Annotated in this window: 24 protein-coding genes; 11 read left to right on the top strand and 13 right to left on the bottom strand. The window is 68.3% G+C overall.

Annotation, left to right across the window (positions count from 1 at the left end; genetic code table 11):
• Positions 1-5: 5 nt before the first annotated feature.
• The 3 genes from AB0J62_RS01605 to AB0J62_RS01595 are packed head-to-tail and all read right to left on the bottom strand — an operon-like array spanning position 6 to position 1475.
• Positions 6-320: a hypothetical protein gene (locus tag AB0J62_RS01605; protein WP_363862963.1), complete on the bottom strand. Its 315-nt coding sequence runs from the start codon at positions 318-320 to the stop codon at positions 6-8.
• A 37-nt stretch (positions 321-357) separates the two neighbouring features.
• Positions 358-669 (bottom strand): hypothetical protein, encoded by a 312-nt coding sequence (locus tag AB0J62_RS01600; protein ID WP_363862960.1) that lies wholly within the window; start codon positions 667-669, stop codon positions 358-360.
• Positions 666-1475, bottom strand: a complete 810-nt coding sequence (locus AB0J62_RS01595; RefSeq protein ID WP_363862957.1) for a hypothetical protein — start codon at positions 1473-1475, stop codon at positions 666-668. Before AB0J62_RS01595 ends, AB0J62_RS01600 begins: the two co-directional genes overlap by 4 nt.
• 201 nt (positions 1476-1676) lie before the next feature.
• Here AB0J62_RS01595 and AB0J62_RS01590 point away from each other — a divergent pair, with 201 nt between their 5' ends.
• Both AB0J62_RS01590 and AB0J62_RS01585 read left to right on the top strand, forming a co-directional pair.
• A complete protein-coding gene (locus tag AB0J62_RS01590; protein ID WP_363862954.1) occupies positions 1677-2198 on the top strand; it encodes an RNA polymerase sigma factor in 522 nt (173 codons plus the stop codon).
• Positions 2195-3229, top strand: a complete 1035-nt coding sequence (locus AB0J62_RS01585) for a hypothetical protein (protein ID WP_363862951.1) — start codon at positions 2195-2197, stop codon at positions 3227-3229. Before AB0J62_RS01590 ends, AB0J62_RS01585 begins: the two co-directional genes overlap by 4 nt.
• Here the strand turns inward: AB0J62_RS01585 and AB0J62_RS01580 are convergent.
• Positions 3226-4104, bottom strand: coding sequence for an alpha/beta hydrolase (locus tag AB0J62_RS01580; protein ID WP_363862948.1), 879 nt, complete (start codon positions 4102-4104; stop codon positions 3226-3228). The genes AB0J62_RS01585 and AB0J62_RS01580 overlap by 4 nt on opposite strands.
• A gap of 72 nt (positions 4105-4176) precedes the next feature.
• Here AB0J62_RS01580 and AB0J62_RS01575 point away from each other — a divergent pair, with 72 nt between their 5' ends.
• Positions 4177-4929, top strand: a complete 753-nt coding sequence (locus AB0J62_RS01575) for a ParA family protein (protein ID WP_363862945.1) — start codon at positions 4177-4179, stop codon at positions 4927-4929.
• Here the strand turns inward: AB0J62_RS01575 and AB0J62_RS01570 are convergent.
• Together AB0J62_RS01570 and AB0J62_RS01565 are read right to left on the bottom strand one after the other, a co-directional pair.
• Positions 4923-5837, bottom strand: a complete 915-nt coding sequence (locus AB0J62_RS01570; protein ID WP_363862942.1) for a DUF4349 domain-containing protein — start codon at positions 5835-5837, stop codon at positions 4923-4925. The two genes, AB0J62_RS01575 and AB0J62_RS01570, sit on opposite strands and share 7 nt — an antisense overlap.
• Positions 5838-5923: 86 nt before the next feature.
• Positions 5924-7912 (bottom strand): DEAD/DEAH box helicase, encoded by a 1989-nt coding sequence (locus AB0J62_RS01565; protein ID WP_363862939.1) that lies wholly within the window; start codon positions 7910-7912, stop codon positions 5924-5926.
• A 264-nt stretch (positions 7913-8176) separates the two neighbouring features.
• Here AB0J62_RS01565 and AB0J62_RS01560 point away from each other — a divergent pair, with 264 nt between their 5' ends.
• The gene (locus AB0J62_RS01560) at positions 8177-8857 is read left to right on the top strand and encodes a ferritin-like fold-containing protein (protein WP_134108663.1); all 681 of its coding nucleotides are present in this window, start codon (positions 8177-8179) and stop codon (positions 8855-8857) included.
• A gap of 55 nt (positions 8858-8912) precedes the next feature.
• Here AB0J62_RS01560 and AB0J62_RS01555 read toward each other — a convergent pair whose 3' ends face one another.
• The 5 genes from AB0J62_RS01555 to ligD all read right to left on the bottom strand — a co-directional run bounded on the left by AB0J62_RS01555 (position 8913) and on the right by ligD (position 11543).
• Positions 8913-9188: a GlsB/YeaQ/YmgE family stress response membrane protein gene (locus AB0J62_RS01555; RefSeq protein WP_363862936.1), complete on the bottom strand. Its 276-nt coding sequence runs from the start codon at positions 9186-9188 to the stop codon at positions 8913-8915.
• A gap of 145 nt (positions 9189-9333) precedes the next feature.
• Positions 9334-9561 carry a DUF3107 domain-containing protein gene (locus tag AB0J62_RS01550; RefSeq protein ID WP_130439935.1) on the bottom strand — a complete coding sequence of 76 codons (228 nt, stop codon included), beginning with the start codon at positions 9559-9561 and terminating at the stop codon, positions 9334-9336.
• A 115-nt stretch (positions 9562-9676) separates the two neighbouring features.
• Positions 9677-10306: a TetR/AcrR family transcriptional regulator gene (locus tag AB0J62_RS01545; RefSeq protein ID WP_134108667.1), complete on the bottom strand. Its 630-nt coding sequence runs from the start codon at positions 10304-10306 to the stop codon at positions 9677-9679.
• Between the two features lie 117 nt (positions 10307-10423).
• A complete protein-coding gene (locus tag AB0J62_RS01540; RefSeq protein ID WP_363862932.1) occupies positions 10424-10603 on the bottom strand; it encodes a hypothetical protein in 180 nt (59 codons plus the stop codon).
• Positions 10604-10616: 13 nt separating this feature from the next.
• On the bottom strand, positions 10617-11543 hold the full coding sequence (gene ligD / locus AB0J62_RS01535; protein WP_363862929.1) for a non-homologous end-joining DNA ligase: 927 nt from the start codon (positions 11541-11543) through the stop codon (positions 10617-10619).
• A gap of 42 nt (positions 11544-11585) precedes the next feature.
• Between ligD and AB0J62_RS01530 the strand changes: the two genes are divergently transcribed.
• From AB0J62_RS01530 to moeZ, 3 genes are all read left to right on the top strand, one after another.
• Positions 11586-12518, top strand: a complete 933-nt coding sequence (locus tag AB0J62_RS01530) for an alpha/beta fold hydrolase (protein ID WP_363862926.1) — start codon at positions 11586-11588, stop codon at positions 12516-12518.
• Positions 12519-12610: 92 nt separating this feature from the next.
• Positions 12611-15355, top strand: coding sequence for a Calx-beta domain-containing protein (locus tag AB0J62_RS01525; RefSeq protein WP_363862923.1), 2745 nt, complete (start codon positions 12611-12613; stop codon positions 15353-15355).
• Positions 15356-15528: 173 nt separating this feature from the next.
• Complete coding sequence (gene moeZ / locus AB0J62_RS01520) at positions 15529-16719, top strand: adenylyltransferase/sulfurtransferase MoeZ (protein WP_134108677.1); 1191 nt, start codon at positions 15529-15531, stop codon at positions 16717-16719.
• 37 nt (positions 16720-16756) lie between these two features.
• Here moeZ and AB0J62_RS01515 read toward each other — a convergent pair whose 3' ends face one another.
• Both AB0J62_RS01515 and AB0J62_RS01510 read right to left on the bottom strand, forming a co-directional pair.
• A complete protein-coding gene (locus AB0J62_RS01515; protein ID WP_363862919.1) occupies positions 16757-17542 on the bottom strand; it encodes a maleylpyruvate isomerase family mycothiol-dependent enzyme in 786 nt (261 codons plus the stop codon).
• Positions 17539-18180 (bottom strand): TetR/AcrR family transcriptional regulator, encoded by a 642-nt coding sequence (locus tag AB0J62_RS01510; RefSeq protein WP_363862916.1) that lies wholly within the window; start codon positions 18178-18180, stop codon positions 17539-17541. Before AB0J62_RS01510 ends, AB0J62_RS01515 begins: the two co-directional genes overlap by 4 nt.
• Before the next feature lie 286 nt (positions 18181-18466).
• On the opposite strand from AB0J62_RS01510, the gene AB0J62_RS01505 reads away from it, so the two are divergent.
• From AB0J62_RS01505 to AB0J62_RS01490, 4 genes are read left to right on the top strand one after another with little or no spacing between them, the layout of a single operon-like run.
• Positions 18467-18733, top strand: a complete 267-nt coding sequence (locus AB0J62_RS01505) for a DUF2277 domain-containing protein (RefSeq protein ID WP_363862913.1) — start codon at positions 18467-18469, stop codon at positions 18731-18733.
• A gap of 9 nt (positions 18734-18742) precedes the next feature.
• The gene (locus AB0J62_RS01500; protein ID WP_363862910.1) at positions 18743-19105 is read left to right on the top strand and encodes a hypothetical protein; all 363 of its coding nucleotides are present in this window, start codon (positions 18743-18745) and stop codon (positions 19103-19105) included.
• 49 nt (positions 19106-19154) lie between these two features.
• A complete protein-coding gene (locus AB0J62_RS01495; protein WP_363862907.1) occupies positions 19155-19994 on the top strand; it encodes a TIGR03560 family F420-dependent LLM class oxidoreductase in 840 nt (279 codons plus the stop codon).
• Between the two features lie 10 nt (positions 19995-20004).
• Complete coding sequence (locus AB0J62_RS01490) at positions 20005-20301, top strand: MGMT family protein (protein WP_363862904.1); 297 nt, start codon at positions 20005-20007, stop codon at positions 20299-20301.
• The last annotated feature ends 3 nt before the right edge of the window (positions 20302-20304 follow it).

Genomic DNA, 20304 nt, shown 5'->3' with positions numbered 1-20304 from the left:
CGCGACTAAGCGAGGTCGGCGGCCATCGAGGCGAAGACGACCTCGGGATCCATGCCCTTCGGATCTTCACGCCACCGCTGCACCGGTCCCGGCAACTCCGCTTCGTCGACCGTCCCCACCCCGGCCCGGATCAGCCGTTTGGCCTCGGCGATCCCGATATCGACGTACTGCAGCTCGTTCAGAAAGTAGTAGTCGTGCCGAGCACCCTCGTTGTAGTGGAACTTCCCGGTGTTCCCGACGTACGTCCACACATCCTCGTCCACCAACGCCGCCACCCACAGCTCCTTGTCGCCATCCTTGACCAAGAACAACCGCGTCATAGTGAAGTCCCGTTCTGTCGATGCCGGCAGCCCGCGACTACTCGGTGTACCCGGCGGCGATGGAGAGTACGTCGGCGGGGTCGATGGGGCTCGGGTCGGCGCGCCAGGCGGCGAGGGAGTCGCTGTGTTCGTCCTCGTCGAGGGTGCCGACGCCCTGGCTGATCAACCGGCGCGCGTCAGCTGGACCGATCGCCTCGTAGGTGAACCAGCGCTCCATGTAGTAGTCGTTGCGCAGGGCATTGTTGTCGTGGAACTTCCCGGTGTTCGCGACGTACGAGTACATGTGCTCGTGCGCCAAGGCGGCCACCCACACCAGCCGGTCGTCCTCTTTCACCAGGTAGAGCTTCATCGCGCGATCCCCTCGCCTCGGTCCTGATCTGTCCTCGGTCGTCTTCCCGGTCCGGTCGCGGCGGGTCGTCGGTCGGTCACCATTTGTCTGGAGTCACTGTAGTTGTGAACCTTGACGCGCCTTCCGCCCAGCTCCGTGAGGGCATCGATCCCGGGCGGCGTCCGGAGCTGAGCGGATGCTTCCACGCACTTCTGCCGTGCGGCGGTCCGCTCGTCGTCCGAGGTGGTGAGACTGCGTTCGACCTCGTACCAGCGGGTGGTGAGCTCCTTGCCCGCCGCGGACCTGACGGAGTGCCATTGCACCTCGAGTCGATCGATGTCCGGCGTGCGGAAGTGGGCGTGAATGCCTTTGTACCGCGAGCCGTCCGTGTAGGAATGCATCGCGTACAGAACCCGCCACCCCTGAGCTGTCAGCGCCTCGGTCGTACTGCGCGTCGACGCGACAAGCTCGTCGGGCGATTCGGTCAGCACCGTGTACCGGAGAAGGTCCTCGACCGGGTTCCGGTTGTTCGCGTCGGACCAGGTCCGGAGCTTGCGGGCCAGCGACTCCGGCGATTTCACCCGGCGGCTGAGCTGGTACGGCGAGCTGCCGGTGGGAATCGAGGCGAGGAACTGGGCGGTGACTCGTGGTTCGATCTGAGCTGTTTGCCGGAGCAGTTCGATGCTCTTTCTGGTCGCCTTCGTGCCGTAGCGCCTGGCCATGTCGGCCGGGGCGAGCGGGTCGTCGCCCCAGTCGAGTGGGCGGCCGGCCTCGAAGGCTCGGCGGAGGGCAGCGAGGTCGGGCGGATGATCCGGCCCGGATGGCATCTGGTTCCCCCTTGGTGTGGTTGGCTTTCTTTGACCGTAGGGAATTGGGTGGGGGCTGTGGGGTGGGTTTGGGGATCTGTGGATAAGTCGGGTGGGTTACAGAAGCGGGGTGGGTGGTGACCTCGGGGTGGTGGGGTCGTTGGAATGCGGGTAAGGACCCAACCGGGCGGGTGATTCGGGGGTAGAGAAGGTATGCCGACGATGACGGGTGAGCCTGTGGCCGGTGTGACGGTGCCTCCGGGGGACGGGCCGGGGTTCGCGCGGTGGGTGCGGCCGCATCTGGGCGCGATGGCTCGCCTGGCGGCGCGGTTGGCGGTTGGGGCGGATCGGGACGACATCGTGCAGGAGGCGCTCGCGCGGGCGTGGTCCAAGCGCTCGCAGTACGACGCGAGCCGCGGCACGCCGTCGGCCTGGCTGCTCGCGATCACCGCGGACCAGGCCCGCAAAGCGGTACGCCGGATGCGCACAGGCCCGTCCTTGTCGCTGATCGATGCGCCCGACGCCGCCCCGGTGTCCCGTCCGGATCTTGACGCGCGGATGGATGTCGACCACGCGATCATGTCGCTGTCCGAGCGGCAGCGGCTCGCGGTCGACTGTTACTACTTCGCCGACCTGTCGATCGCCGACACGGCAGCCGTGATGGGCTGCTCCGAAGGCACCGTCAAGTCGACCCTCTCGGACGCCCGCTCCCGGCTCCGCACCTTGCTGGAGGTCACAGAATGAAGCCGACCGACGAGATCGACGACCTGCTGACGCGGGCGGGCGCTCGGTGGCGGGCCGATCAGGAGGCGCCGCCCGAGCCCGATCTCGAGTACATGCTGAGCGGCGGCCGCAAGCCGCGCCGCTGGGTGCCGGCGCTCGCGGCCGCAAGTGTGGCGGTCGTTGCCGCAGGCATCATCGCCGTACTCCCGAACCAGCCGGACCGGCCGCAGAGCCCGCCGCAGTCGTTTGCCCCAAGCAACCAACAGGCGAACGACGAGCTGCTGGTCAAGCCCGGCGACAAGGTGCAGGTGAGCGGCCAGATCATCGCGGTCCCGGGCAAGACGCCGGTCTTCTGCGCGCCGCTCGCGGTAGCGGGCATCGGCTACCCGCCTGGTAAGGAGCCGGCACCGAGTTGCCCCGACCCCTTCGCGGTCAAGCTCAACGGCTTGGACCTCGACCAGATCACCGGCATGACGACGATCAAGGGCGTCCGGACCGGGAGCGCGACGGTCAGCGGCATCTGGCGCGACGGCGCTATCGACGTACAGCAGCAGTCGGCTCCGATCACGCCTGCGCCAACGCCGCTTCCGAAACTTCCGTGCGCCGCACCGGCAGGTGGTTGGCCGTCGAAGCCGAGCAACATCGCCTCGCCCGCGGTGAAGTCGTTCCTCGCCGCGAACGCCGGCCAGGTGTACGGCCCGACCACCTACTACCCGAACGGCACCTCACGCAATGCCCCGGTCGTGATGATGCTCGGCGTAGCGCACGGCGATGTCACGGCGCTCCGGGCGGCGTTCGAGAAGGTCTACAGCGGGAACCTCTGCGTCGCCCCCGTCCTGATGAGCAACGCCGACAGCGATCGCGTCCGGACTGAACTGGACAAGATCCTCCCGCGTAAGGACCTCGGTGCGTACCAGTACGGCGGTGCCGGGATGGACGGCGCCCGCGCACCGATCTCGCTGCTCGTCTACACCGAAAAGGTGAAGGCCGCCCTCGCTCCGGTCGGCCTGGACCTGCTGGACCTTCGCCCCGACGTTCGACCGGTCAGCTAGGCCTGGGTGGCCAGGCTCGGGTAGTCGTGGAAGAAGTCGACCAGCAGGCGGGCGGTGGCGGCCGGCTGATCGATGGCCGGTGAGTGACCGGCGTCGGGGACGACCTCCGCCTTGACGCCGAGCGCCGCGGCCATCGCCTCCTGCACAGGGATCGGCCAGCCGTCGTCGGTCTCGCCGTACAGGACCTGTGTGCGTACGCCGGACTTGGCGAGCTGATCGGTCTTGTCCTCCGCGTCCGTCAGCCGCCGAGTGATCTCGGCGAGGCTGATCGGCACGTTGCCGGTGAAGCGCGCCCGGAGGAAGGCGGCGACGTCGTCCGGCGGAGCGACGTACCCCGGAGCCTCGCGGTCGTGTCCGAGCTTCAGGTCGTACACCTGCTCGATCGGCAGGTTCTCCAGCCCGAACGCGAGCATCTGCAGGCTCTGCAGCGTCTGCTCATCGGTGAACGCGGCCGGCCCGGAGCAGAGCAGCGTGATCGTGGAGAACACGGACGGGTCGGTCAGCACGGCCTCTCGTGCAACCAGTCCACCGAACGAGTGCCCGACCAGCTGGCTGTAGCCGCCGAGTGCCTTGCTCATCGCCACCACGTCCGCGCCGAGCTCAGCCAGCGAGTACGCCGACTTGTCCGCCGGCCCGGCCGTCTCGTACTGACCGCGCTGGTCGACTGCCACAGTCCGCCACCCGTACCGGCAGAGGTGATCGACCAGCGGAGTGAAGTCCTCTTTGCTCCCGGTCCACCCCGGCACGAGCAGGACAGTGCCGAGCGGCGTACCGATCTGCGGCACCGCGGTGAGCGTGGCGAACGAGCCACGATCGGTCTCAAGCGTCTCGGGGTGCACCCCGTCGGGCAGCGTCAGCGTACGCGGCGTACTCACAAGTCAAGAGGGTAACCGCTGCGTTGGTCCGCCCCTGTAGGAGGCCGTTCCGCAGTGCGGCACAATGGCCGGGTGCCTCGCACTCTCGCGGTTGCCAATCAGAAGGGCGGCGTGGCCAAGACGACCACCGTCGCCACCCTCGGTGCAGCCCTGGGCGAGCTCGGCCAACGGGTGCTGCTCGTCGACCTGGACCCGCAGGCGTGCCTGACGTTCTCGGTCGGCATCGATCCCGAGGACCTCGACAAGTCGATCCACCACGTGCTGCGCGGCGGCGTGAAGGCACGCGACGTACTGGTCGAGTTCGACGACGCGCCGGACCTGGTGCCGGCCACGATCGAGCTGGCACACGCCGAGGTGCAGCTCGCCCGCGAGACCAGCCCGGAGCAGGTACTACGGACCGCCTTGCGGCCGCTGGTTTCGTCGTACGACTGGATCATCGTGGACTGCCCGCCGACGCTCGGCCTGCTCACCGTGAACGGGCTGTCGGCGGCGTCCGACGTGCTGATTCCCTTGCAGTGCGAGACCTTGGCACATCGTGGCGTAGGGCAACTACTTGACACCGTGTACGACGTCCAGCGGCTGACCAACCCCGGCCTGCATGTCCTCGGCGTGCTCCCGACGCTGTACGACGCACGCACGACGCATGCCCGCGCGGTGCTGGACACGATCGCGGACACGTACTCGCTCGACGTACTGCAGCCGCCGATCCCGAAGTCGATCCGCTTCGCAGAGGCGCCGGCGATCGGCGAGACGATCCTCACTACGGCGCCGGCCTCGCCCGGTGCGAAGGCCTACCGGGCGTTGGCCGGCACCCTGCTTCACTGACCCGCGGTTGGCTGCTTGCGCTGCAGCCGGTGCCGGAACCGCCACAGCGGTACGGCGATGATCGCGAGCAGCACGAGGAACGGCAGCATCGCGCCGACCGCGGTCGCGAGCGCCGAGAAGACGGCGGTGAACGCGTGCCAGCCGCCCTTCAGACCGGCCAGGAAACCCTTGTCCTGCGTGGGTTCGGTCTGCACCGGCGGCTTGCCCTTCTCGGTCAGCGTCAACGTCAGCGTCGCGAGATCGGTCTGCAGGGACAGGTTCTTCTGCTTGGCCAGGAGCGCTTCCAGGTCGGACTCGCGCCGGGTGAGTTCGCTCTCGACCGAGACGATCTCGGCGATCGTGTTCGCCTTGGTCATCAGTGCGCGCATCCGCTCCAGGCTGGCGCGCTGGGACTCGATCCGGCTCGCGACGTCGACGACCTGCTCGGTGACGTCGGTGGACTCCTGGTGGATCTGCAGGCGTTTGCCCAGGTCGGAGAGCCGCTGGATCGCGGTCTCGAACGACTTGGTCGGGACCTTGAGGACGAGGTTGGCCCGGGTGACCTTGCCGTCGGGGTCGCTGCCGGTGTCCTCGGACGAGACCTGACCGTCCAGGCCGGCGATCGCGAGGACCGCCTTCTGGCGCATGTCCGAGACGTCGTCACCCTCGACCGTCAGCGAACCGGTCTTGATGATCGCCCGCGTGAGCGTCGGGTCGTCGGTGCCACTCGCCTGGGACTTCCCGGCCGGTGGCTGCGCGGGGACCTGCGGCTTCGCCTGGCTCGCGTTGCCGTCGCTTGCCTCGGCGCCCTGCTTCTGCGCGGGCGCGGCGTCGCTCGTCCCGCTGTCGTTGCCGCTGGCTCCACAGCCGGACAGCAGCACGATCCCCGCTGTGGCCAGCACGGCTGTTACCGCTCTGATCCGCCCCATCACCCAGCCCCTCTCTCGTGGTTACCGCCCTAGGACGGCCCACGCGGGGCTGGGTGTTGCAGGCTCAGATCACCGTTCGGAAACAGTTACTCCGGCGCACTGAAGATCGGCGTCGTCGCCGGCCCAGCAGCCTTCTTCGCAGCCGCCTTCCGAACCCGCTTAACCGGCTTCTCCCCGGCGTCGTTCTCAGTAGTCGCTTCAGTCGTCTTCGCCGCGGCGGCCTTTCGGGTCCGCGTCCGCTTGACCGGCTTGTCGCCCGCCTCCGCTTCTGCGGCGTTCGCCTCGGTCGTCGGCTCAGCTACCTTCGCTGCCGCGGCCTTCCGTGTTCGGGTCCGCTTCACAGGCTTGTCGCCCGCGTCCGCCGCCATGTCAGCAGTCGGCTCGGCTGCCGTCACATCGGCTTCCGGCTTCGCTTCGGCGCTCTTGCGGGTGCGGGTCCGCTTGGCCGGCTTTTTCTCGGTCGGTGCGTCGGTCAGCTCGACCTCAGCCGCCGACTCGACGGGCTGCGCCTGCGGGGCGTCCTGTGCCTGAGCCGACTCGACGGGCTGCGTCTGCGGGGCCTCGGCCGACTTGCGGGTGCGGGCGCGTTTGCGGGGCTTGCGGTCCTCGTCCTGCACGGCTTCGGTGGCCGGCGGGACCTCGGTCCTGGTGGTGACGTCGGCGAGCTCCTCGACCGGCTGCCCGGCCCGGGTGCGCTTCCGTGACCGGTTCCGCTTCCGCCCCGAGCGAGCTCCATCGCCGTCGGAACGACCCTCGGACCTCTCCGAGCGACCCTCGGACTTGCTGTCGGAGCGGCCCCCGGCGCGACCCTCGGACCGTTCCGACGTACCGCCGCGACGACCACGCGGTGCGTCCTCGCGCGACTCACGGGCCTCGCGTGCCTGCGGTGCGCGGATCCGGCCCTTGGCGTCCGACGGGATGCCCAGGTCGTGGTACAGCTCCGGGGACGTGGAGTAGATCTCCTGCGGGTCCTCGTACGGCAGGTCGAGCGCCTTGTTGATCACCTTCCACCGGGTCACGTCCGGCCAGTCGACGAAGGTGACGGCGATGCCGCTCGCACCCGCGCGCCCGGTCCGCCCGATCCGGTGGATGTAGGTCTTCTCGTCCTCGGGGCAGGTGTTGTTGATGACGTGCGTGACGCCCTCGACATCGATCCCGCGCGCCGCGACGTCAGTACAGACCAGTACGTCGATCTTGTCGCCGCGGAACCGGGTCAGCGCCCGCTCGCGCGCCTGCTGGTTCAGGTCACCGTGGATCGCAGCCGCCTTGAACCCGCGGTCCTGCAGGTCGTCGGTGAGCCGGGACGCCTCGCGCTTGGTCCGGCAGAAGATCATCACCCGGCCGCGGTCCTCGGCCTGCAGGATCCGCGCCACCACCTCGGGCTTGTCCAGATCGTGCGCCCGGTAGACGAACTGTGCCGTGGTCGGCACCATCTGGGTGTCCTCGTGCGACTCGGCCCGGATGTTCAGCGGGTGCCGCATGTGGGTCCGGGCCAGCCCGATGACGGCCGACGGCATCGTTGCCGAGAACAACATCGTCTGCCGCAGCTCGGGGGTCTTGCGCAGAATGCGTTCCACGTCGGGCAGGAAGCCCAGGTCGAGCATCTCGTCGGCCTCGTCGAGAACGAGCACCTTGATGTGGCCGAGGTCGAGAACGCCGCGGTTCGCCAGGTCGAGCAGGCGTCCCGGCGTACCGACGACGACGTCGACGCCGTTCTTCAGCGCGTCCAGCTGCGGCTCGTACGCGACGCCGCCGTAGATGGTCAGCACGCGCACCGTACGCACGGTGGACGCGGTCATCAGGTCCTTGGCGACCTGGATGGTCAGCTCGCGGGTCGGGGTGACGACCAGCGCCTGCGGTTTGCCGGGAGCGGCGAGCTCCTCGTAGTCGGGCTCGCCGGGGGAGATCGTGCGCTGCAGCAACGGGATCCCGAAGCCGAGCGTCTTGCCGGTCCCGGTCCGGGCCTGGCCGATCAGGTCGGTGCCCATCAGGGCGACGGGGAGTGTCATTTCCTGGATCGGAAACGGCTCCACGATGTTGACGCGGTCGAGCGCGTCGCAGATCTCGGGCAGCACGCCGAGCTCTCGGAAGGTGGTCAGGCTGATCGCCTCTCACATGCTTGTGCGGACAGATTGCTCAGGGGCCGGGCGCCTTGTTACCTGAGGCGCGGGGACACTGTGCAAGCACCTCGCACCAGCTTGCCCATCTGGGCGCGTCACCGGCGAATCGCCCACCAGTGTAACCGCTCAACCTGTCAACGCCGCTTCGTGTGGTTTGCGCCACTCGAACGCTGCCGCGGCACCCACCACTGGAAGGGGCGGAGAGATAGGGTGCGGCGCATGGAGCAGACGGCCTTTGATGATCCCGCCTACCGGGCCGCGGCGGTGGATCTGCTGGGAGTGCTCGCGTACGGCGAGTTGACGGCGTTCGAGCGGATGGCCGAGGACGCGAAACTGGCGTCGAACCTGAACGACAAGGCGGAGCTGGCGGCGCTGGCGACCACCGAGTTCGGCCACTTCCAGCGACTCCGGGACCGGCTGGTGGAGCTCGGCGTGGACCCGATGGACGCGATGCAGCCGTTCGTGACGCCGCTGGACGCGTTCCACGACCACACCGCGCCGTCGGACTGGCTCGAGGGCCTGGTCAAGGCGTACGTCGGGGACGGCCTGGCGAACGACTTCTACCGGGAGATCGCCTCGTTCGTCGACGCGGAGACCCGGGCCCTGGTGCTGGACGTCTTCGGCGACTCGGGCCAGGCCGAGTTCGTCGTCGACCGCGTCCGCGCCGCCATCGAGGAGGACCCGAAGGTGGGCGGCCGGCTCGCGCTCTGGGGCCGCCGGCTGGTCGGTGAAGCTCTCAGCCAGGCCCAGCGCATCGCTGCCGACCGCGACTCCCTGACCGCGCTGCTGGCCGGCAGCGTCGACCGCCCCGGCCTCGACCTGGCCGCCATCGGCCGCATGTTCACTCGTTTGACCGAGGCCCACACGGCCCGGATGACAGCCCTGGGCCTGCAGGCCTGACACGGCAACGGCCGCCTGCCCCTGGTGGGGCGGCGGCCGTTGGGTTGCGCCTGGACTAGGCGGTTCTGGCCTTGCTGTTGCGCGACGAGATGATCGCGATCACGATCGCGGCGCAGATGATCTGGATCAGGTACTGGATCCAGTCCGGGCCCGATGTGTCCTTGACGCCGAGGAAGTAGGCGATCAGACCACCGATGAAGGCGCCGATTCCGCCGCCGAGGATGGTCCAGCCGAGGCTGATGTTCTGCTTGCCGGGGAGCACCAGCCGGGCCAACGGCCCGAAGATGATGCCCGCGATGAGACTGACGATGATCATCCAGACCCAGTACACGGTTCCTCCTTGTGAGGGATGGCGGACCTGCACGTACCTGGTGCCCCGTGACAACCAGACCAATCACGCGGCAGGTCTTACCGCCATCGTGCCCCTTCGACCGCCCTCCGCAACCCGGACACGCTCGACTGTGTCCGGACCGCGATCAGATCGCGCCGAACCCGACCTTGCGGGTCGACACCTCACCGATCTCGACGTACGCCAGCCGGTCGGCCGGGATCAGCACCCGGCGGCCCTTCTCGTCCGTCAGCTGCAGCAGACCGGTCTTGCCGGCGAGGGCCTCAGCCACCAGTTCCTGGACCTCTTCCGGGCTCTGCTCGCTCTCCAGCACCAACTCACGATTGGCGTGCTGGACGCCGATCTTGACCTCCACGAAACCCTCCGGGCACGTTCCGACCGGCGGCTCTCGCCGGTAACGCTTTCGAGCCTATCCGCTGCCGCCGCCGGGCTCTCACCCGTCCGCCCAGAGCAGAACTCCGGACCGGTCCTCAGCTGTCGGTCCGGGGGAAGCCCCGGATGCCGCGCCAGGCGAGCGAAGCGACCAGGTCGGCGGCGTGCTCCTGGGGGATCGAGGGGTTGCCCTCACCCAGCCAGTACCGCGCGCTGACCTGCGCCATCCCGACCAGGCTGACGGCCAGCACCATCGACTGCTCACGGCTCAGGCCGGCGTCCGCGCTGATCACCTCGGACACCGCCTCGGCGCAGGCCTGGGTGACCCGGTCGACCCGCTCGCGCACAGCGGGCTCGTTGGTCAGGTCGGACTCGAACACCAGCCGGAAGGCGCCCTGCGCGTTCGCCACGTAGTCGTAGAACGCGTGCATGGTCGCCGCGACCCGGAGCTTGTTGTCCTCGGTCGACTTCAGCGCGTCCTGCACGGAGGCGACGATCGCGTCGCAGGAGGTGTCCAGCAGCGCCAGGTAGAGCTCGAGCTTGCCGGGGAAGTGCTGGTACAGGACCGGCTTGGAGACGCCGGCCCGGTCGGCGATGTCGTCCATCGCGGCGGCGTGGTAGCCGTTCGCGACGAACACCTCCTGGGCCGCCTCGAGCAATTGCGCGCGCCGAGCCAGCCGGGGCAGGCGGCTCCCACGCTTGGGTGCTGTCTCCGGAGTGGTCGACACGGTGGCGCTCCTTCAGGTGGTGTTCACCGAATCCTACCCAGCAGTCCTCCTGACCAGTAGCTTCCCCGCCGAACCATGTCCCATCGCTGTCCGATCGCTGTTTCGCCGCGGGAGCTGTCAGCGGTAGTCCTCTTCCTCGTCGTCACCGACCTCACGGCGTTGTTCCTCCACGTCCGCGGGGTTGGCGTCGGCGGGCACGTCCTCCTCGACGACCTCGTCCAGTGGGTCCTGCTCGGTGTCGTACTCGGCATCGAAGGCCGGGTCGTAGTCCGGACCTTCGAAGTCGGTCTCTGACATGTCGCCTCCTGGCTCAGGTAGGTAGCGGCTGCGGATCGTCGTACAGGCCCTCGAGCACGTCGCCGTACTCTTCGATCCGGGCCAGTACGTCGTGCGGGAGGAACCGGAGGTCGTCCGGTGACGTGGCCGACGCCACCTCGTCCCAGTCGATCGGTGTGGAGACCCGTGGCTCGTCGGAGCCGCGGAGCGAGTACGGCGCCAGCGTGGTCTTCGCGCTGGCGTTCTGACTCCAGTCGATGAATACCTTGCCAGGCCGGAGCGCCTTGGTCATGTTGGCGGTCACATTCTCCGGCAGTGCCTCCGCCAACTGCTCTGCCAGCTGTTTGGCGAACGCACTGGTCAGCCGGGACGACGCAGGCTCGATCGGCACGTACAGGTGCATGCCTTTGTTCCCGGACGTCTTCGGCCAGCCCTCGAGGCCGAAATGCCCCAACAGCTCCCGGAGTGCCAGTGCCACATCGCAGCACTCGACAATCGTCGCGCCCGGGCCGGGGTCGAGGTCGAACACGATCAGGTCGGCCTTCGGGTCCTTGCCGCCGTCCGAGAGACCGATCCGCCACTGCGGCACGTGCAGCTCGAGTGCGGCCAGGTTCGCCAGCCACACCACGGTCTGTACGTCGTCACACACCACGAACTCGGCCTCGTCGCGACCGGTCGAGCTCCCCGGTGTAGGCAGCGTCTCGGTGCGCACCCAGTCTGGCGTACCGCGGGGTGCGTTCTTCTCGAAGAAGTACGCCGCCTCGGTGCCGTCGGGCCACCGTTTGCGGGTCAAGGGCCGATCGCTCAGGTGGGGGAGCAGGAGCTCGGCCACCTGGTGGTAGTAGTCGATCACTTCGGCCTTGGTGAACCCGGTCTGTGGATACAGCACCTTGCCGAGGTTGGTGAGCTTCATGGTCTGCCCGTCCACCTCGGTCGTCAGCTGCTGCTGCGCGCCCGCCATGCGTCCCAGTCTCCACCTACGGGGCGTTCTAACATGGGTGCCGTGGATAGTTACGGGCCAGTAACCGGGGACGGCGTGCCCCCGGAGCTGAAGCGGTGGCCGGAGCGGCGGGTGCCGGTCGCGGGGGTGGATCTGCTGGTCAGGGACCTGCCTGGCGCGGCGCCGGACCTCCCGCCCGCCCTGTTCGTGCACGGCCTCGGCGGATCGTCACTGAACTGGACCGCCCTGGGCCTGATGCTCAACGACACGATCCGCGGCATCGCCCCCGACCTCCCCGGATTCGGCCGTACGCCGCTGTCGGGCGCAGCCGGGATCTCGGAGCAGGCCGCGGTCCTGGTCGAGCTGCTGGAGCGTGAGTACGACCAGCCGGTGCACGTGTTCGGGAACTCGATGGGCGGCGCGTCGTCGGTCGCGCTGGCTGCGCTGCGTCCTGATCTGGTGGCCTCGTTGACGTTGGTCTCGCCGGCGCTGCCGCATCCGCGGGTATCGGCCAGCGCGTTGTGGTTCACGGCGCTGGCTACGCCCCGGCTCGGTCCCGCCGTACTGGAGAGGTCGGCGCGGCTGCCGTTCGAGCGGCGGTTCCAGGCCTCGCTGGCAATGGTGTTCGGCGATCCGCGGTCGCTGGCGCCCGAGGTACGGGCGGCGTACGAGGCGGAGTTGCACCGGCGCGACACCGACCCGTGGGGCCGGCAGGCGACGCTGGACGGCGCACGGAGCATCCTGCGGTCGTCGCTGGCCAGGCCGCGCCGGTCGCTGTGGGCAGACGCCGCCAAGGTGGAGTGCCCGGTCCTCTTGATCTACGGCGGCAGGGACCGACTGGTCGACGCAAGGATCCGCACCAAGGCCCAGCGCACGTTTCCGAACGCACGACTGCTCTATCTGCCGCAGTCCGGGCACGTCGCGCAGATGGAGCATCCGGCCGAGGTCGCTCGGGCTTTCCGCCAATTGATCGAGTCGAATCCGACGCCCGACTGAGACACGACTGAGCGACGGGTCCGGTCAACTTTCCTCTCGCCTGACAAGTACTACAGATGACTTGTCGAACAAACGAGAGGACCACTGTGCGAGTGATCGGCAGAACCGCCCGAAGTCTGTCGCTGGGGATGGTCGCACTGCTGGGTGTGGGGACACTCACCGCCACCGCCGCACCGCCAACACTCCCATCAGTTGCTAAAGGCAATCAATGGGACGTGCGGCCGGTGACCGGCGGCTACCAGCTCACGCTGCACCTGGACACACCCGCGCCGATGCGCGCGTCCCTTCCGCTGCTGGAGGTTGACGGCAAACCACTGGGCGTCGCGAATCAGTCGCCGGACCGCAAGTCGCTGACACTGGTCAGCGCTGACCCGGCCGTGCTGAAGGCCCACGACGTACGCCTGGTCTGGTCTGGCGACCTGGGTAAGCAGTCCGGCCTGAGTCGAGGCATCGCCGCGGCCGGCCCGACCGACGCCTACTGGTTGAAGGCGCAGCGTGGTCCGCTGTTGCCGGCAGACCCTGGCGCACTGGGGAAGTACAAGGTCGACACAGCGGAGTACAACCTCGGCAACGAGGCCATCTACCTGCCAGGCCTCGGCCACCGCTCGGAGCTGCTCGGCAAGGTGTACTCGCCGCGTGGTGCGGTCGGTCCGCGGCCACTGGTTGTCTTCCTGCACGGCCGGCACGAGGTCTGCTACGGCGAACCAACCCACCCGTCCGACGACGACAAGCCCTGGCCGTGCCCGCCGGGTATGAAGGCGATCCCGAGCTACCGCGGGTACGACGGACCGGCGAAAGCGCTGGCCAGTAACGGCTACCAGGTCGTGTCGATCAGCGCCAATGCCATCAACGCTTGGGACAGCGATGCGTACGACGCGGGCGCGCAGGCGCGGGCCGAGCTGATCCTCGACCATCTCGCGTTGTGGCGGAAGTGGTCGACGATCGGCGGCGGACCGTTCGGCACCAGGTTCGTCGGCAAGATCGACCTGCGGAACGTGGGCCTGATGGGTCACTCGCGAGGCGGTGAGGGTGTCGCGCGCGCCGCGGTGCTCAACGCTGACCGCGGCGGTCAGTACGGCATCCGTGCGGTGCTACCGCTCGCGCCGACCGACTTCGCGCGTGCAACCGTTCCAGGTGTGGCGATGAGCGTCGTACTGCCGTACTGCGACGGTGACGTGTCCGACCTGCAGGGACAGAAGTTCTACGACGACACCCGGTACTCCGTCGGAGGCGACACCGCATCGCGCTCGACCGTCACGGTCCTGGGCGCCAACCACAACTTCTTCAACACCGAGTGGACGCCGGGGCAGTCCGTCGCGCCGTCGAACGACGACTGGTTCGGCGACGAGAAGGCGTCACCGTGCGGTGCGAAGTACCCGGGCCGCTTGACGCCGAAGGAACAGCAGGCCGTCGGTACGGCGTACGTCGCTGGGTTCTTCCGCTTGCAGTTGGGGCATGAGAAGCAGTTCCTGCCGCAGTTCGACGGATCGGACTCGCGAGCAGCGTCCGCGGGCAAGGCCGTCGTACGAGTGGTGTCGCAGGGACGGGTTCTGAATCCTCTCGACAAGTCATTGCCGGCCGGAGCGGTCACTGGGAAGGTGTCGGCGACAGTCTGCGCCGGCGTGACCACTACTGCTCTCCGAGCCTCGACGCCGACCTGTATGGCGACGGATGACTGGTCCAACGCGCCGCACTGGGGTGCAGCGTGGTTCGCGGCCAAGACGCCGACCACTGCGGTCACCAAGCTGAAGTGGACCGGGACAAACGGTGTAGTGCGAGTCAATGTGCCGGCAGGGGAGCGCGACGTACGGCGGGTTGCCGCGCTGACGTTCCGCGCCGCACCGGACCCGGCCGCCGCACCCAAGACCGACCTGAGCGTTCACGTCGTCGACGGACACGGGCGGGCGGCCGTCGTACCCGTGTCTGCGGTCAGTGACGCGCTGGTGCGGATGCCGGGCGGCAACGACAGCGGTCTGCCGAAGAACCTGCTCCGGACGGTCCGCATCCCGTTGTCGTCGTTGAAGGGCATCGACCTGCGCGATGTGCGTGCGGTGGAGCTGCGTACGGACAGGACGGCCAGCGGGTCGGCGTACGTGAGCGATCTGGCCTTCTCGTCGCCGGGCCTGGGCCTGCCGGTGCCTGCGGCGCTGCTGCCGAAGCTGTCCGCGTCGAGCGTCACTGTGAAGGAAGGCGACCAGGGCACGCACGCGGTCGACTTCTGGGTGACCATGTCGCGGCCGAGTGTCCGGCCGGTCAGCGTGTACGTCGAAACGAACGGCGACCTCGGCGAGAGCGTCGGGGACGTCGGCCGGCAGCTGGTGTTCAAGCCGGGACAGGTGCGGCAAAAGGTGACTGTGCCGATCACGGGGAACACGCGGGACAGCTACGACCTGCCGTTCAGCCTGGTGCTGTCCGCGCCGTACGACGCCCTGCTGAACGACTCCTTCGGCCACGGTCTGGTCCTGGACGACGACCCGACGCCGACGCTGACCCTGAGCAACCTGAAGACGCCCGAGAAGACCGGCGTGGTCAACTTCGGAGTCAAGCTGTCCGCTCCGAGCGACAAGTACGTGTCGTTCAGCGGAGTGCTCAAGGACGGTACGGCGGTGATCCGCAAGGACTACACGTCCGCCAACGACGACGGCACCGGCCCGGTCGACCGCTCCATCGACGGGTACGTCGAGCCGGGGCAGACCACCGGCGAGCTGTCCGTGAAGATCCTCGACGACAAGGTCAAGGAACCGGCGGAAACGTTCAGCGCGGTCGTCCAGCAGGTCGACGGCGCCGAGCTGAAGGTCCCGATGACCCTCACAGGAACGATCATCGACAACGACTAGTACACCGACGTGCCGGGCACCCTGGGGGCGCCCGGCACGTCTCGTTCCTGAGACACCCGGCCCGGGATGTGGACTCCGCGAGGGGTCGCTTGGGATGTGCGGGAACATTGGGGGTGGGAGAGATGGTTGAAAACCGGAGATCCCGTCCGACGTCTTCCTGAGGAGCCGACAACGTGTCACTGCCACCGCTGGTCGAACCGGCCGACGAGCTCACGATCGACGAGGTGCGGCGGTACTCGCGGCACCTGATCATCCCCGAGGTCGGGATGGCCGGGCAGAAGCGGCTGAAGAACGCCAAGGTGCTGGTGATCGGCGCCGGCGGCCTCGGCAGCCCCGCGCTGCTGTACCTGGCTGCCGCCGGTGTCGGCACCCTCGGCATCGTCGAGTTCGACACCGTCGACGAGTCCAACCTGCAGCGCCAGATCATCCACGGCCAGTCCGACGTGGGCAAGTCCAAGGCCCAGTCGGCCAAGGAGTCCATCCTCGAGGCCAACCCGTACACGAACGTCGTCCTGCACGAGACCCGGCTGGACAACGACAATGTGTTCGAGATCTTCGAGCAGTACGACCTGATCGTGGACGGCACCGACAACTTCGCCACCCGCTACCTGGTCAACGACGCCGCCGTACTGCTGCACAAGCCGTACGTCTGGGGTTCGATCTTCCGCTTCGACGGCCAGGTCAGCGTCTTCTGGGCCGACAACGGCCCGTGCTACCGCTGCCTCTACCCGGAGCCCCCGCCACCCGGCATGGTTCCGTCCTGCGCCGAAGGCGGCGTCCTCGGCGTGCTGTGCGCGTCCGTCGGCGCGGCGCAGGTGACCGAGGCGATTAAGCTGCTCACCGGCATCGGCGACCCGTCGCTCGGCCGGCTGAACATCTACGAGGCGCTCGACCTCAACTGGCGTTCGCTGAAGGTCCGCAAGGACCCGAACTGCGCGATCTGCGGTGAGAACCCGACCGTCACCGAGCTGATCGACTACGAGAGCTTCTGCGGCGCGATCACCGAGGAGGCGGCCGACGCGGCCGTCGGCTCGACGATCTCGGTGAAGCAGCTGAGCGAGTGGATCAAGCTCAAGGACAACGGCGAGAAGGACTTCGTGCTGATCGACGTCCGCGAGCCGAACGAGTACGAGATCAACCGGATCCCGGGCTCGGTGCTGATCCCGAAGGCCGACTTCCAGACCGGTGTCGCGCTGGAGAAGCTGCCACAGGACAAGCAGTTGGTCTTCCACTGCAAGTCCGGCGTCCGCTCGGCCGAGGTCCTCGCCATCGCCAAGGGTGCGGGCTTCTCCGACGCCGTCCACGTCGGCGGCGGCGTGGTCGCCTGGGTCGACCAGATCGACCCGAGCCAGCCGTCCTACTAGGCGTGCTGAGGGGGCCGGCCTCCGGCCCCCTCAGTTTCTAGAAGTCCATCCGGCAAGTGGCCACTGCCTCGACGGCGGCCGGATCGCCTGTGAGCACAGGGTTGTCGTCGCGACCGGACAGCGTTCGCATGTACGCGACCGCGTCGATCGAGGCGGTGCCTACCGGCTGCTCCCTCCCGAGCCGGTAGGTCCCACCTCCCTGCCCGGTGAGCTCCAGGACGACGGCCGGGCGGTCACCCCAGAAGGGTCCGGCGGCTTCGAGGTCGTAGACGACCTGGGCGATCATCTCCACGGCGTACGGTCCCGCGTCGAACGGGCGTCCGAGGGCCTGGCACACGTCGTCGCGGTGCATCCACAGGTCACGGGCGAGCAGGATGTCCCGCACGTAGCCCAGCGACATCCGCGGCACGTCGTCGACCTGCATCGTCATCCGCCGCATCAACTCGGGATTGCGCGAGATCCGTTCGCTCGCCCTCGCCCACAACTGGTCGAACTGCTCGCGGAGTTCGGCCGGCGGCGTACCGCGGTGCTCGTCGGCCTGCACCCTCATGTGTGCGTCGAACCGGGGGATGCCGGGATAGACCCGCTTCCCCTTGCGGAACCGGCGCGGGAACGACAACGGCCGCAGCACGTCCTCGGCCTGCCCGATGAGGTGGCCGGCGATGTCCGCGACGTCCCACTCGTCGCAGACCGTACGGCGATGCCACTCGTCCCCCTCGATTGTCGCGAGCAAGTCGTGCCACGCCTGGAGCTCGGCGTCCCGGTGAGCCCGGCACCGCGGGCGGTCGGCCCGCCCGATCTGTTCCGCGAGTACTGCGGTCATGTTGTCCCCCTGATTGGTGCATAGCGTTGGTAGAACATCTCGAGGACGACGGGCAGCAGCCTGATGAAGCGTCCGTCGTCGAACGACGCATCCGGCTCGTTCGCGATCTGTTGCGAGAGCAGGCCGGCGGTCAAGGAGGTGTAGAGGGCGATGCCCTCCTCGCTCGTGGCGTCCGGGTGCAGGCGGCCGGCGTCCACCGCCGCCGCGAGGTGGTCCCGGAGGTCCTGCAGGGTTTCCTGGGCCGGGGCGAACGCCTCCGGGCTCGGCTCGAAGCCGGGGATCGTCCGCCAGAACAAGATCTGCGAGTAGATCTGGTGCTCCATGCACCAGCGGCAGAACGCGCTGACCGCGATCAGGTCGTTCGCGAACGGATCGGGCGTGGTGGCCGTCGCCAGGGAGGCGCGATGCGCGTCCCTGAGCTGCCGGGCGCCACGCTCGAAGAGCGCGTCGTAGATCGCCATCTTCGACGGGAAGTACTGGTAGAGCGACGGCGGCTGCATACCCAGCCGACGGGCAATCGCGGACAAACTCAGCGCCGCAACGCCCTCCACCTCCATCAGTTCGACGGCGACATCGAGAATCTCACCCATCGTCTCCTGCCGACGGCGCATCCGCCGATCCGGCGCAGTAGTGCTCATACCTTGAGGAAAACCTAATACCGTTAGGAAAGTCAATACCTCGTAGGCTTCCCGTCCCCACCCCGACCGCGAGAGCCCTTTCCTCGTTCCCCGCCCCGAGCGCGAGGGGCCCTTCCCCACTCCCTGCCCCGAGCGCGAGGGCCTTCCTCGTTCCCGCTCCGAGCGCGAGGGCTTCCTCATTCCCCGCCCAGAGCGGGAGGGGCCCTTCCTTATTCCCCGCCCTGAGCGGATCGAGGGGCGGGTGGTTTTTGAGGTGCTTGTCCCTCGGGGCACGTAATGTCGTGGCATGTGCAGAAACATCACCGTGCTCCGGGGACTCGAGCCGTCCGCGACCTCTGACGAGATCTACGCCGCGGCGCTGCAGTACGTGCGAAAGGTGACCGGCGTCGGCTCGCTGAGTGCGACCACGCGCGGCCCGATCGAGCGCGCGGCCACCGAGGTCGCGAAGATCACCGAACAACTGCTGCAGGAGATGCCGGCCCGCCGGACCCCGCCGCAGACCGTCCCACCGTTGCGGCGCCCGGAGGTTCGCGCGCGCCTCGGCCTCGACTAGACGCCTCCCATGGGGGAGGAGGCGGACGGCCGTCCGGCCCGCCGGCACCAGGGGGTGGTGTTCGGCCTGATCGTGGCCGGCGTGCTGATGTCACTGACGAGCGCCAACGCCGAGACCGAGTTGTCCCGCCGCCGGCATGCTGCCTGCGACGGCACGCTGCCGCTGCCGACGGGTGCTTTCGTGCTCAGCTTCACCGGCGTGGCGGTCGGGGCGGTGGCACTGTTCTTGCTGCTGCGGTGGTTCGGGCGCAGCCGGCAGACGCTCGTGCTGATCCTGTTCTGGACCGCGGTGGCCGCGGTCGTCTCCGAGGTCTTCACGGTGGTGACGGTCCTTCAGCAGAGCCGCCCGATCACGTCCCTGTGCGTCGGCTAGTTGGTAATGTCGCATCCGGGAAACGGTTCCCCTTTTAGGGAGGCGCGGGATGCGGTTCGCGATCAAGACCAGGCCGGAACACACCACCTGGCAGCAGATGCGGGACGTGTGGGTCGCGGCGGACCAGTTCGAGATCTTCGAGTCCGCCTGGCACTGGGATCATTTCTACCCGCTCACCGGTGACATGCAGGGCCCGAACCTGGAGGCCTGGACGACGCTCGCCGCGCTGGCGCAGGCGACGTCGCGGATCCGCGTCGGCTGCCAGGTGACCGGAATGATCTACCGGCATCCCGCCGTCCTCGCGAACATGGCGGCGACCACGGACATCATCAGCAACGGCCGGCTCGAGCTCGGCATCGGCGCCGGCTGGAACGAGATGGAGACCGCGGCGTACGGCATCGACCTGTATCCGTTGAAGGAGCGCTTCGACCGTTTCGACGAGGGCACCGAGGCGATGATCGCGCTGCTCACCGAGAAGGTCGCGAACTTCGACGGCAAGTACATCAAGCTCACCGACGCCTACTGCAACCCCAAGCCGGTGCAGACCCCGCACCCGCCGATCACCATCGGCGGCAAGGGCCCGAAGCGGACGCTCCGCGCGGTCGCCCGGTGGGCCCAGCAGTGGAACGTGATCGTCCCGAACCCGGAGGAGTGGAAGTCCCTCAAGGACGTCCTGGTCCAGCGCTGCGAGGAGGCCGGCCGCGACGTCAACGAGATCACCTGCTCGGTGAACGTCCGCATCGACCCGGACAGCCCACTCGACAAGGCGGTCGCCGAGGCAGCGGCGTACGGCGAGGCCGGCGTCGACCTGGTGATCATGAACCTGCCGCTGGACGCGCACCCGTCGGTCCTTGAGCCACTCGCGAAGGCGCTCGCGCCTCTCACCTAGATTTGGATCCGTGGACAGGGAGCAGTACGTCGAGGCCGTTCTGCAGGCGGTCGAGTCGATTCCGGAGGGCAGCGTCGCGACGTACGGCGATATCGCCGAGTACGTCGGACAGGGCGGGCCGCGTCAGGTCGGCGCGATCATGCGCGAGTACGGCGCCAGCGTGCCGTGGTGGCGGGTGATCCGCGCGTCCGGCGTACCGGCTGAAGAGGTCGGCGACGAGCAGCTCCATCGCCTGCGGTCGGACGGGGTGCGGATCACCAACGGACGCGTGAACCTGCGCGACGCCCGTTGGGATCCACAGCACTAGCCC

This window comes from Kribbella sp. NPDC049584 (assembly GCF_040675555.1).
Classification (GTDB): domain Bacteria; phylum Actinomycetota; class Actinomycetes; order Propionibacteriales; family Kribbellaceae; genus Kribbella.
Note: the sequence above shows the minus strand (reverse complement) of the source record. Positions and strands in the feature narration are given on the sequence as shown.